This is a genomic window from Polaromonas sp. (assembly GCF_018780625.1).
In the GTDB taxonomy this organism is placed as follows: domain Bacteria; phylum Pseudomonadota; class Gammaproteobacteria; order Burkholderiales; family Burkholderiaceae_C; genus Polaromonas.
The window spans coordinates 17,064-28,638 of the sequence record NZ_JADMJK010000046.1; the positions used below are offsets into that span (position 1 = coordinate 17,064).

Sequence of the window (11,575 nt, forward strand, 5' to 3'; positions counted from 1 at the left end):
CGCAGCGCTGGCTGCGGGATGACCCCCGGGGTGAGGTGAATCGGAGGAACAGGGCTAAATCAGCTTTTCATGCGGCGTGCTGATTTTCTTGAGCATGTCGTGGCGGGCGGCCGGCATCTTGATGGGAATGTCGGTGTGCGCGTCGTCCCACACCGGGTCCTCGATGCTGTCGAACACCTCGCGCAGCTTTCGGCCCCAGTTGTTGTGCATCATCTGGTAGTAGGGGTTGTCGTGGTCAATGCAGACAATCTTGTCGGTCTTGAAGCTGTCCGCTTCATAGACCACCAGGTCCAGCGGCAGGCCAACCGACAGGTTGGACTTGATGGTCGAGTCCATCGACACCAGCACGCATTTGGCGGCTTCGGCCAGCGGTGTTTCGGGCGTCAGCACTCGATCCAGCACCGGCTTGCCGTACTTTGATTCGCCAAGCTGGAAGTAAGGCGTCTCGTCGGTCGCTTCGATGAAATTGCCGGCGGAATAGACCTGAAAAAGGCGCATCGCTTCGCCGCGAATTTGCCCGCCCAGCACCAGCGCTACATTGAAATCGAGGTCGGCCTTTCGCAGGGCGTCGCCGTCGCGCTCGTGGACACGGCGAATCGCCGAGCCCAGCACGCGGGCTGCGTCAAACATGCTTTTGGCGTTCCAGATCGTGATCGGCTCGCCGCCCTCAGGGTCCTTGAGCTGTTCAATCTGCAAGATCTCGCGCACCGATTGCGAAATGGACAGATTGCCCGCTGACAGCAGCACCATGAAGCGGTCGCCGGCTTTTTCGTAGACGATCATCTTGCGAAAAGTGCTGATGTTGTCCAGGCCCGCGTTGGTGCGGGAGTCTGACAGAAACACCAGGCCGGCATTGAGTTTGGCGGCGACGCAATAGGTCATGAGAGGGCTCGAAAAGATTGACGAATGGGAATTCAGGGGCTCGGGGATTCGCCGCTTCAGGCGTTGGCTGCCAGCTTTTTCAGCCGGTAAAGCGCTTCCAGCGCTTCACGCGGTGTCAGTGCGTCGGGGTCTATCGTACCCAATGCCACCAAGGCGGCGCTTTCGTCAGGCTCGGGTGCCTGCGGCGGGGCCGCAAACAGGTCGATCTGCGAGCGCGATTCGTTCTGCTGGGCTTCCAGCGCGGTGAGCGCATGCCGGGCATGGTTGACCACGGCGGCCGGCACGCCGGCCAGCTTGGCCACCGCAATGCCGTAGCTCTTGCTCGCGGGGCCGGGCTCGATGTGGTGCAGGAAAACGATGTCGGCGCCCGACTCGACCGCGCTGACATGCACATTGATCGCCCCGTAGTGCTGCGCCGGAAACTCGGTCAGTTCAAAGTAATGCGTGGCAAACAGCGTGAAGGCCTGCGACTTGTTGTGCAGGTGGGCCGCAATGCCGCCGGCCAGCGCCAGGCCGTCAAAGGTGGAGGTGCCGCGCCCGATCTCGTCCATCAGCACCAGAGAATGCGGGGTGGCAGCATGCAAAATTTGCGCGGCCTCCAGCATTTCGAGCATGAAGGTCGACTGCGCGTTGGCCACGTCGTCGGCCGCGCCAATGCGGGTGTGGATGGCGTCAATAGGCCCGAGCCGGCAGCGGCTGGCGGGCACGTAAGAGCCCACGCTGGCCAGCAGCACAATCAGCGCCACCTGGCGCATATAGGTGGACTTGCCGCCCATGTTGGGGCCGGTGATGACCTGCATGCGGCTTTTTCCGGTCAGGCTGCAGTCGTTGGCGATGAAGGCCGTGCCGCCGGTTTCGGCCAGGCGGGCTTCGACCACCGGATGCCGGCCTTCGGAGATGTCTATGCACGGCGCGACCACAAACTGGGGCGCGCACCAGTTCAGCGTCAGCGAGCGCTCGGCCAGCGCGCACAGCGCATCGAGCGAGGCCAGCGCGCGCGCCAGCCGGCTCAGGCTTGGCACAAAGCCCTGCAACTGGTCGAGCAGCTGCTCGTAAAGCCATTTCTCGCGCGCCAGCGCCCGTTCCTGCGCCGACAGGGCCTTGTCCTCAAAGGCCTTGAGTTCGGGCGTGATGTAGCGCTCGGCGTTTTTCAGGGTCTGGCGGCGCCGGTAGTTGTCGGGCACCTTGTCCAGCTGGCCTTGCGTGACTTCGATGTAAAAGCCATGCACCTTGTTGAACTGCACGCGCAGGTTGGCAATGCCGGTGCGGGCTTTTTCGCGGCCTTCGAGGTCCAGCAGAAAGCCGTCGCAGTTGGTCTGGATCGCGCGCAGCTCGTCCAGGTCGGCGTCGCAGCCGTGGTTGATGACGCCGCCGTCGCGAATCAGCGCGGCGGGCTCGTCCAGCACGTAGCGGCCCAGCAGTGCGGCGCAGCCGGCGGGCGGCTGCAAATCCTCGAAAATAGTGGTCAAAAGTGCTGAAATCTTAGTATCCACGGGTGTTAGTAGCTCTGCTTTTTGTAGCGTCAGCTGCAGCGCCACCAACTCGCGCGGCCGCACCTGGCGCAGCGCAATGCGGGCCGTGATGCGCTCCACATCGCTGCAACCCTTGAGTTTGGCGCGCAGGGTTTGCTGCGCGCCCTGGCGCAGCTGCGCAATCGCTTCGAGCCGGCTGGCGGCCTGCGCGCGGTCGCGGCGCGGGCTCAGCAGCCAGCTTTTCAGCGCCCGGCTGCCCATGCCGGTGGTGCAGGTATCTAACAGTGAAAACAGCGTGGGCGAATCTTCGCCGCGCAGGGTTTGCGTCAGTTCGAGGTTGCGCCGTGTACTCAAGGGCAAGTCGATCAGTTCGCCCGATCGCACCACCTGCAGCCCCTGCACATGCGGCAGGGCCCGGCCCTGCGTGTGTTCGGCGTAACCGAGCAGTGCCGATGCGGCGGCATGCGCTTCATTCAGGCCTTCGGCGTTCCAGGCGGCCAGCGAGGCGACCTGGAGTTGCTCCAGCAGGCGGCGCGCGCCCAGCGCAGCATCAAACTGCCAGGCCGGGCGGGCGCTGGCGGCGCAGCGCTGGGCTTTCAGGCGCTGCTCAAAGGCGGGCGCGGCATCGACGTTGTACAGCAACTCACTCGGGTTGATGCGGGCCAGCCAGGCGTCCAGCTCGTCAGCGGGGCATTGCGCCAGATGGATCTCGCCCTGGGTGACGCTGAGCCAGGCCAGGCCGCAGCTGTTTTTGCGGGCGCCCGTGCCCTGGTGCACGGCCAGCAGGATGGCTTCGGTCTTGTCATTCAGCAGTGCGGTGTCGGTCAGCGTGCCGGGTGTCACCACGCGCACCACCTTGCGCTCCACCGGCCCTTTGGCAGTGGCCACGTCGCCGACCTGCTCGCAAATCGCCACCGACTCACCGAGCTTGATGAGCTTGGCCAGGTAGTTTTCAAGCGAATGAAACGGCACGCCGGCCATCACCACCGGCTCGCCCGCCGACTGGCCGCGCCGCGTCAGCGTGATGTCGAGCAGGCGCGCGGCTTTTTCGGCGTCGGCATAAAAGACCTCGTAGAAGTCGCCCATGCGGTAGAACACCAGCGTGTCGGGGTACTCTGCCTTGATGCCCCAGTACTGGGCCATCATCGGCGTGTGTTTTCCGTTCCCGGCGGCGGCGGGCAGATCGGCGATATCGAGAAAGGAAGCAGGAGGGTTCACTGGGATTTCAGGCGGTGGCGGTAAAAGGCTGAATACACGGGTGAACTCAGGGTGACCGCATGGAGATGCAGCATGACCAGGAAAATAATAGCACTTGCCGGGATGCCTGACGCGGCGAGAACCAGGAATTTCTGACGCTGGGCATCAACGCGTGGTGATGCTTGAGGCGCGCTATTTGCAGTAAAGACCACGGGGCGGATGGAACTGCAGCAATTCACCGAAACTTGTCGTACCCCGAAGTAAAATCATTGACCTGAGGCTCGAAATGCTTAACAACAATGCCCAGACTGATGCCACAGGTTTGCTGCAGGCCCGAAAAACGCCCCGGCGAAGGACACTAAATGACCGAGCAGCGCTCAACGACCCCCGCATCCCCTGCCGCCCCGACTGAGTGCGATGTATTGGTGATTGGCGGTGGCCCGGCGGGTTCCACGGTTGGGGCGCTGCTGGCGCAACGGGGGCACAAGGTCGTGGTCCTTGAAAAAGAACACCATCCGCGCTTTCACATTGGCGAGTCGCTGTTGCCGGCCAACTTGCCGCTGCTTGAAAAACTCGGGGTGGCAGAGGCCGTCAAGGCCATCGGCATGGAGAAATGGGGCGCCGAATTTGTCTCGCCCTGGCATGACAGCAAGACCCAGACTTTCAAGTTTGGCGACGCCTGGGACAAATCCATGCCGTTTTCCTACCAGGTGCGGCGTTCCGAGTTCGACGAAATCCTGATCCGCAATGCCGCCAGATTGGGCGCTGAAGTGATTGAAGGCTGCCGGGTTCGCGATGTGGCTTTTGCGCCTGACCACAGCGGCGCCACGGTTCATGCCGAGCACGACGATGGACGCTCCGAGCGCTGGCGCGCGCGCTTTGTGGTGGACGCTTCGGGCCGCGACACGTTGCTGGGCAAGCAGTTCGACACCAAGCGCCGCAACCCCAGGCACAACAGCTCGGCGCTGTATGCCCACTTCACAGGTGCCACGCGTCATCCGGGCCAGGACGAAGGCAACATCACGATTTTCTGGTTCGAGCACGGCTGGTTCTGGCTGATCCCGCTGGCCGACGGCAGCACCAGCATCGGTGCCGTGGTGTGGCCGCATTACCTGAAGAGTCGGAGCAAGCCGGTCAAGGATTTTTTCCTTGACACGATTGCCATGTGCCCTGCGCTGGCCGAGCGGCTGGTCCACGCCACGCTGTCGTCCGATGTGGCCGCGACCGGCAATTTCTCGTACGCCTGCGAGCAAACGCACGGACCCAACTACCTGCTGATTGGCGATGCCTTCACCTTCATTGACCCGGTGTTTTCGTCAGGCGTCATGCTGGCCATGCAGGGCGGCTTTGTAGCGGCCGAGACGGTGGATGCCTGCCTGCGGGAACCCGAAAAAGCCGTGTCGGCGCTGGCGCATTTTGACCGGCAGGTCCGGCTGGGGCCCAAGGAGTTTTCGTGGTTTATTTATCGGGTGACGAACCCGGCCATGCGCGACATGTTCATGGCGCCGAGCAATGTCTGGCGCGTGAAGGAAGCGCTGCTGTCGATGCTGGCCGGCGATATTTTTGGAAAAACACCGATCTGGCGCTCGATCGCGGCGCTCAAGGGTATTTTTTACATTGCCTCCGCCTGGAACTTCAGGCGCTCGTGGCAGGCCATGCGCTTGCGCAAGGCCAACATTCGCGTCGTTGAGGGCTCAGAGCCGGCGGCACGTTAAAAGGCCGCCGCACGCACTGACTTTATGGAAAACAAGCGAAATACCGTTCTGAACAAGCACGTGACGCTGAACGCCGTTCGCCGGGCATTGCATGAAACCATCAGGCTGCACCTAGGCTTTGTGGCGTTGGGCGTGATCTGCCTCGCCGTCACGCTGTTGGCCTTCCCGCTGCGCGCGGCTTTGCCGCGCGTGCTGAGCAAGCGGATCGGCCGCAAGCTCGTCGCCGCCATGTTCCGGGGCTATCTGCGCCTGCTGGTTTTTATGGGCGCCTGTCGCTTCGAGCTGGCAGAGCTTGATGCGCTGCAGGACGGCCCGGCCATGGTCATCGCGCCCAACCATCCGTCGCTGCTCGATGCCGTGATGATTTTGTCGCGCCTGCCCAATGCGGCCTGCATCGTCAAAGCCGATATCGTCGACAGCGTCTTTTTCGGTGCGGGCGCCCGGCTGACGGGATACATTCCGAACACGCCGTTGCGCGCCATGGTGCAATTGGCGGTTGCCGACCTGCGCCAGGGTAGCCATTTGCTGTTGTTTCCCGAGGGCACTCGCACCACCCGGTTCCCTGTCGGCCCGGTGCAGGGGACCGCCGGACTGATCGCCAAACATGCGCGCGTGCCGGTGCAGACGGTTTTTATTGAAACCAATTCGGGCTTTCTGGGCAAAGGCTGGTCGGTGTTGTGGCGGCCGAAAATGCCCATCACTTACCGAATCCGCCTCGGCAAGCGCTTTGATCCGCCGCGGCACACCGCGCAATTTGCGAGCGAACTCGAGCAGTACTTCCAGTCCGAACTGGCGCATGCGCAGTTACCCGATTTTCCTGTCTCGGCGCCGCCGGCCTGAGCCGGGCCTGTTTTCTTTTTTTGCTCAGGTTTGATGCCGATGAATGCTTTCCCATCTAACGCGTCCCGCACGCATCTTGTGCTGATTCCCAGCTACAACCCCGGCCCCAAGGTGTATGAAACGGTGCGCTCGGCACGCGCGCAATGGACGCCGGTCTGGGTCGTGGTGGATGGCAGCACCGACGCCAGCGCAGCAGGACTGCAGGCGATGGCGGCGCAGGATGAAGGTTTGCGGGTGCTCGTGCTGCCGCACAACGTCGGCAAGGGCGCTGCCGTGTTGCACGGGCTGGACCTGGCCGCAGCGCAAGGTTTCACGCATGTGCTGACCATGGACTCCGATGGCCAGCACCCGGCCCACCTGATCCCCGACTTCATGGCCGCGTCAAGCGCGCAGCCCGCTGCCATGGTGCTGGGTGTGCCGGTGTTCGCGGCCGACGCGCCGCGCCTGCGTGTCAACGGCCGCAAGGTGTCGAACTGGTGGGCCAATCTGGAAACGCTGTGGGCCGGGATTGGCGATTCGCTGTTCGGTTTTCGCGTCTACCCGATCGAGCCGCTGCGCAGCGTCATGCGCGACCAGCGCTGGATGCGCCGCTTTGATTTTGACCCCGAAGCCGTGGTGCGCATGTGCTGGCGCGGCGTCAAACCCGTCAATCTGCCTGCGACGGTGCGCTACTTTCGTGCCGATGAAGGCGGCGTCTCGCATTTCAACTACCTGCGCGACAACCTGCTGCTCACCTGGATGCATTCGCGTCTCCTGGCCGGATTTGTGCTGCGCTTACCCGTGCTGCTCATGCGCCGCGCGCTCGGCCGCTTTTGAACGCGGCGGCACCGGAATACCGATACGCGGCAGCCAGCGCCGCAACAGCGGGCTGGTGATGACGGTACTGAATATCGCCATGATCACCAGGATGGTAAACATCTGTTGCGAGATCACGCCCAGGTCGTAGCCGACATTGATCACGATCAATTCCATCAGCGCGCGGGTGTTCATCATGATGCCCATGACCTTGCCCTCAAAGTGGTTCATCCCCGCCACACGTGCCGCCGCGTAGGCGCCGCCGTACTTTCCCACTGTCGCGAGAAAGACGATGAGCGCGCACCAGCCCCACGCCGCCGCACTGTCGAGGCTGCCGATATTGGTGCGCAGGCCGGTATAGGTAAAAAAGATGGGCAGGAAAAACACCATGACAAACGGGCTGATGCGCGCCTTCCAGGTGCGCACAAAAGCATGTTCGTCATACAGCAACACGCCCATCATGAAGCCGCCAAAGATGGCGAAAATGCCGAGCTGGTAAGTGCTCATGGCGGACAGGAAAATGGCCGCCAGCACGATACCGAGCAGGTTGTGCGAGAGCGCCCCCGAGCCTGCATCGCAACGATGCAGGATGCGTTTCATGACAGGGCGCACGCCAAACCAGCTGAACAGGAAAAACCCCAGCACCAGTACCACTTTGACCGCAAAGCTGGCAGCATCGAACGCCGACAGGGTGAGTGTGGTGATGAGCGCCAGCAGCAGCCAGCCGATGACGTCATTAATCGCCGCCGCGCTGATGGCGATGACGCCAATCGGTGTGCGTGTCATGTTGAATTCCATCATGATGCGTCCGAGTATCGGCAATGCCGTAATCGAGAAGGCAGTCGCCACAAAGAGCGCAGACCCCAGCGGATGTGCGCCGGGAGAGAGCACGGGCGCGCTGACCTGGCCGACGGCAAAACCCAGTGCAAACGGCACCACCAGGCTGGCACCTGCCACCCACATCACGACGCGGCGATTGCGGCGCTCGGCCAGGTGTGCGAAATCGAATTCCAGGCCAATCTGAAACATCAGCAGCACCAGGCCGATTTGCGACAGCATCTGCATCGGCTCTGGTGCGCCGGAGTGAAACACATATTGAAATACATCGGGGGCCAGCAGCCCGAACAGTGAAGGCCCCAGCAGGATGCCGATCACGATTTCACCGACCACGGCCGATTGCCCCATACGCAACGCGATCCCGCCGCCGATACGCGCGGCGAGCACGATCACGGTGAGTTGCAGCAGGGTAAAAAAGAGCAGCGCTTCGGTTGCGTGGGTGGCGCTGTTAATGGCTGTGGTCATGGATTTTTCGAGCAATCGGTCAGGCCGGACAGCGCCGCCCTGGCCCCAAACGGTTTGTCGCCAGGGTGATTTCGGGTTGAAATGGAAAGCTTGCCGTGAACGAGCGACTCACGCCGGGAATGCGGGCCATGAGGTGCATGCATCCCGGCAGTCGGTTCATCGGCTTTCATGCAGATTTTCTTAAATCATGCCGCCGTTGATTGAAATGATCTGGCCGCTGATGTACGCGGCGCGTTCCGAGGCCAGAAAACTGACGAGGTCCGCCACTTCTTCGGGCCGGCCAGCGCGCTTCATGGGAACCAGCTGGGCAATGGTGGGTGCATCAAAGGTGTCCTGGCTCATGGGCGTGGCGATGATGCCGGGTGCCACGGCATTGACGGTGATGCCGCGGCTGGCCACCTCGAGTGAGAGCGATTTGGTGGCGGAGTGCAGCGCGCCCTTGGCGGCCGAGTAGTTGACCTGACCGCGGTTGCCGGCCACAGCTGCGACCGATGTGACGTTGATGATGCGTCCCCAACGTGTGCGGATCATCGGCATCATCAGGGGCTGGGTAACGTTGAAAAAACCATGCAGTGACACGTCGATCACACGGTGCCATTGCTCGGCCCGCATTCCGGGGAATACCGCGTCGTCATGGATGCCGGCATTGTTGACCAGGATCTGGATGGGGTTTTGCTCCAGCAGCGGCTTGAGTGCGTCCGCCGTCGCCGTTCTGTCCGTCACATCGAACATCAGCACCTGCGCGCTGCCACCCTGTGCGGTGATCTCGTCCGCCAGTGCATGCGCCGCGTCGGCGCCGCGGTGGGCGTGGATGAAAACATGGCAACCATCAGCTGCCAAGCGCCGACAGACGGCGGAGCCGATGCCGCCGCTGCCGCCTGTGACCAGCGCGTGTTTCATGGTGTGTCTCCTGATTGTTGTGGCGCCTGGGCGATACTTTCCGCGTTGACAACCACGGCTGCACGGCCATCTATCAGCAGGCGCCCGGCTGCGTGGAGGCTGAACTGGTAGAGGATATGGTCGCCGCTGCTGCTCATGCACACGGCTTCGATGTCGAGATCGGCATCGATGTCGTCCAGCCGCGGTACATGCATATTCGTGCCGCGCACACTGACCAGGAAGCCTGCAGCCGGGCGTTTGCTGCCGGCAGGGGCCTGAAGTGCACCGTGCACCGCCATGGCCTGCGCTGCATACTCAATGCCGCAGGCAGCGCTGAGCTGATCGCGTGAACGCAGCGGGTTGTCGGCGCTACGGTGGCTGCTGGCACGGCAATGGATCCGCTGGCTATCCCAATGCACCACGCGGTCGAGCAGACACATGGTCCCCTGATGCGGAATATGACCGGCAATCCAGGCGTGGTCTAGCATGGGCTTATGTCTACGGACAGACGCGCGGTATCGAGATAGTCCAGCACCACATGGGCCGTCTCGCGCTTCGCAACAAGGCGCAACAAGGGCAGGCTGCGTGCAGCAGGAATCGCCTTGCGCAAGGCTTCCAGTGCGCTGTCGTCAAGTTGCTCTGCGGCTGCATCGCCAAGGCTGACGCTGACTTTTGCCAATGAACGGTCGCTCTGCCGGGGCGCCAGCACCATGGCAACGCCAAATGCGTCTGGCAGGGGACGGATGCTATGCATGGGCTCAGGATAAGGCGTGTCGCAGGCCAGCAGCAGGCAAGCTTTGTTGTCAGCGACGACCTGGGCCAGCGTCTCCAGCAAACCAGCGCCGAAGCTCGCGTCAAACGCGCACAAGACCGACGATGCAGCCATGGCGCCAGTGGCGATGCCCCAGTAGCCGGCCGCTGCGTTGTGGACCGAATTGTGAAAGCGGGTGGGGGATATCTGGCGATCGTCGGAGGCCAGCATCTGGCAGATTTCGTGGCAGTTGTAGCCATCGCTGCTGGATGCGGAAAACACCATCGGCAGTTGGCTCACGTCTAGCCCGGCTGCGGCAACTGCTTCCAGGCCGGTGGCCAGGGTCAGTTTGACGATGCTGCTGCTGCGCCGGCGTTCTGCCGCGGGCAGGCTTAGCGGCGGTGGCAACAGCGTCGGGCTGAACTGGTAAGGCTGCTGCCCGGTGAAAATGGCCAGGCTGCCTGGCCAGCCGTTCAGGCCCGGTCCTGACAGACCGATGCCCTCGATGTAGGCGGTGAGTGTCTGCATGTTAGTGGATGCCTCCCTTGCCTCGTCCAAGCACCAGGCTGCAGTTGGTGCCGCCAAAGCCGAAGGAGTTGCTGAGCACATACGAAACCGCTTGCTCACGGTTGTCGAGCAGGTAATTGAGGGGCAGCGCGGGGTCAAGCTTCTGCGTATTCACGCCACCCGGCATCAGCCCGTGTTGCAGTGCCAGCGCGCAGATCACCGCCTCCAGGCCGCCGGCAGCGCCCAGGGTGTGGCCGGTTGCGCCTTTGGTCGAACTGCAGGGTGTGCTTGACCCGAACAGCGCGGCCACGGCCTTGGCTTCGGACGCGTCGTTGCTTGGGGTGGCGGTGCCATGCAGGTTGATGTAGTCAATATCGGCTGCATGAAGATGCGCCATTTCCAGCGCAGCCTGCATGGCCATGCGGGCGCCCAGGCCCTCAGGGTGGGGCGAGGACATGTGATATGCATCGCTGGATTCGCCCACCCCGAGCAGCAACACGGCATCCTCATCCAGCGAGCCCGGAACGCGTTCCAGCAGGGCAAATGCTGCCGCCTCGCCGATGGAAATGCCGTCCCGTGCGGCGTCGAACGGTCGGCAGGGCTGCGCAGACATCAGGCCAAGGGAATTGAAGCCATACAAGGTGGTCAGGCACAGCGAATCCACGCCGCCCACCACCGCCGCGTCTATCAGTCCTGCGGCTATCATGCGGCGGGCCGAGGCAAATACCTTGGCGCTGGATGAGCACGCCGATGACACCACGGCGGCCGGACCGGTCAAGCCAAAATAATGACGCGTGAAATCGGCGACCGAAAAAGTATTGTGCGTGGTGTTGTAAATGAAATCGGCAGGGAGGGCTCCGCTCGCCGGGTCGCGCCTGCGATAGGCCAGCTCCGTCTGCAGAATGCCGGAGGTGCTGGTGCCAATAAATACGCCAACGCGCTGCGCGCCATATTTTCGGGCGGCGGCCGCTACGGCTTCGGAAAAGCCGTCCTGCATCAAGCCCAGCAAGGCCAGCCGGTTATTGCGGCAATCAAAGGCGGCCAGATGCGCGGGGAGTTGCACGGCATCCACCCCCGCAACCTCGCCCACAAAAGTGGGCAAATCCACGGTGTCAAACGCGCAAGGCACCAGGCCACTGTGGCGCTGGCGCAGTGCGGCAAGGGTCTGCTGAAGGCCGCGACCGATACTGCTGGTCGCGGTGAAATGGGAAAGCCAGAGCGGGTACAGAGAAAAC

11 protein-coding genes are annotated in these 11,575 nt (G+C 62.7%); 3 read left to right on the forward strand and 8 right to left on the reverse strand.

The window, feature by feature from the left end; translation table 11 throughout:
- Positions 1 to 54 precede the first annotated feature (54 nt).
- Positions 55 to 882 carry a proteasome-type protease gene (locus IV091_RS03705; protein WP_293465273.1) on the reverse strand — a complete coding sequence of 276 codons (828 nt, stop codon included), beginning with the start codon at positions 880 to 882 and terminating at the stop codon, positions 55 to 57.
- Between the two features lie 56 nt (positions 883 to 938).
- Positions 939 to 3,500, reverse strand: coding sequence for a DNA mismatch repair protein MutS (gene mutS, locus IV091_RS03710; protein ID WP_293465375.1), 2,562 nt, complete (start codon positions 3,498 to 3,500; stop codon positions 939 to 941).
- A 413-nt stretch (positions 3,501 to 3,913) separates the two neighbouring features.
- Between mutS and IV091_RS03715 the strand changes: the two genes are divergently transcribed.
- The 3 genes from IV091_RS03715 to IV091_RS03725 are packed head-to-tail and all read left to right on the forward strand — an operon-like array spanning position 3,914 to position 6,922.
- Positions 3,914 to 5,266: an NAD(P)/FAD-dependent oxidoreductase gene (locus tag IV091_RS03715; protein WP_293465275.1), complete on the forward strand. Its 1,353-nt coding sequence runs from the start codon at positions 3,914 to 3,916 to the stop codon at positions 5,264 to 5,266.
- Between the two features lie 24 nt (positions 5,267 to 5,290).
- On the forward strand, positions 5,291 to 6,106 hold the full coding sequence (locus IV091_RS03720; protein WP_293465278.1) for a lysophospholipid acyltransferase family protein: 816 nt from the start codon (positions 5,291 to 5,293) through the stop codon (positions 6,104 to 6,106).
- A gap of 39 nt (positions 6,107 to 6,145) precedes the next feature.
- Entirely contained in the window at positions 6,146 to 6,922 is a 777-nt protein-coding gene (locus IV091_RS03725; RefSeq protein ID WP_293465280.1) for a glycosyltransferase family 2 protein, read from the forward strand.
- On the opposite strand, the gene IV091_RS03730 is transcribed toward IV091_RS03725, so the two are convergent.
- The 6 genes from IV091_RS03730 to IV091_RS03755 are packed head-to-tail and all read right to left on the reverse strand — an operon-like array spanning position 6,881 to position 11,568.
- Positions 6,881 to 8,203, reverse strand: a complete 1,323-nt coding sequence (locus IV091_RS03730; RefSeq protein WP_293465282.1) for a cation:proton antiporter — start codon at positions 8,201 to 8,203, stop codon at positions 6,881 to 6,883. The genes IV091_RS03725 and IV091_RS03730 overlap by 42 nt on opposite strands.
- On the reverse strand, positions 8,200 to 8,373 hold the full coding sequence (locus IV091_RS03735) for a hypothetical protein (protein WP_293465283.1): 174 nt from the start codon (positions 8,371 to 8,373) through the stop codon (positions 8,200 to 8,202). The genes IV091_RS03730 and IV091_RS03735 overlap by 4 nt, the downstream gene beginning before the upstream one ends.
- A 10-nt stretch (positions 8,374 to 8,383) precedes the next feature.
- The gene (gene fabG, locus IV091_RS03740; protein ID WP_293465285.1) at positions 8,384 to 9,103 is read right to left on the reverse strand and encodes a 3-oxoacyl-ACP reductase FabG; all 720 of its coding nucleotides are present in this window, start codon (positions 9,101 to 9,103) and stop codon (positions 8,384 to 8,386) included.
- Positions 9,100 to 9,570, reverse strand: coding sequence for a 3-hydroxylacyl-ACP dehydratase (locus IV091_RS03745; RefSeq protein WP_293465288.1), 471 nt, complete (start codon positions 9,568 to 9,570; stop codon positions 9,100 to 9,102). Before IV091_RS03745 ends, fabG begins: the two co-directional genes overlap by 4 nt.
- Positions 9,564 to 10,361 carry a beta-ketoacyl synthase chain length factor gene (locus IV091_RS03750; RefSeq protein ID WP_293465289.1) on the reverse strand — a complete coding sequence of 266 codons (798 nt, stop codon included), beginning with the start codon at positions 10,359 to 10,361 and terminating at the stop codon, positions 9,564 to 9,566. The genes IV091_RS03745 and IV091_RS03750 overlap by 7 nt, the downstream gene beginning before the upstream one ends.
- Position 10,362: 1 nt before the next feature.
- Positions 10,363 to 11,568, reverse strand: coding sequence for a beta-ketoacyl-[acyl-carrier-protein] synthase family protein (locus IV091_RS03755; RefSeq protein WP_293465378.1), 1,206 nt, complete (start codon positions 11,566 to 11,568; stop codon positions 10,363 to 10,365).
- Positions 11,569 to 11,575 lie beyond the last annotated feature (7 nt).

Bases quoted from the DNA above. Each gene is read 5' to 3' on its own strand.
- IV091_RS03705 (WP_293465273.1), bottom strand. From the start codon at position 882: ATGACCTATTGCGTCGCCGCCAAACTCAATGCCGGCCTGGTGTTTCTG.
- mutS (WP_293465375.1), bottom strand. From the start codon at position 3,500: ATGATGGCCCAGTACTGGGGCATCAAGGCAGAGTACCCCGACACGCTG.
- IV091_RS03715 (WP_293465275.1), top strand. From the start codon at position 3,914: ATGACCGAGCAGCGCTCAACGACCCCCGCATCCCCTGCCGCCCCGACT.
- IV091_RS03720 (WP_293465278.1), top strand. From the start codon at position 5,291: ATGGAAAACAAGCGAAATACCGTTCTGAACAAGCACGTGACGCTGAAC.
- IV091_RS03725 (WP_293465280.1), top strand. From the start codon at position 6,146: ATGAATGCTTTCCCATCTAACGCGTCCCGCACGCATCTTGTGCTGATT.
- IV091_RS03730 (WP_293465282.1), bottom strand. From the start codon at position 8,203: ATGACCACAGCCATTAACAGCGCCACCCACGCAACCGAAGCGCTGCTC.
- IV091_RS03735 (WP_293465283.1), bottom strand. From the start codon at position 8,373: ATGAAAGCCGATGAACCGACTGCCGGGATGCATGCACCTCATGGCCCG.
- fabG (WP_293465285.1), bottom strand. From the start codon at position 9,103: ATGAAACACGCGCTGGTCACAGGCGGCAGCGGCGGCATCGGCTCCGCC.
- IV091_RS03745 (WP_293465288.1), bottom strand. From the start codon at position 9,570: ATGCTAGACCACGCCTGGATTGCCGGTCATATTCCGCATCAGGGGACC.
- IV091_RS03750 (WP_293465289.1), bottom strand. From the start codon at position 10,361: ATGCAGACACTCACCGCCTACATCGAGGGCATCGGTCTGTCAGGACCG.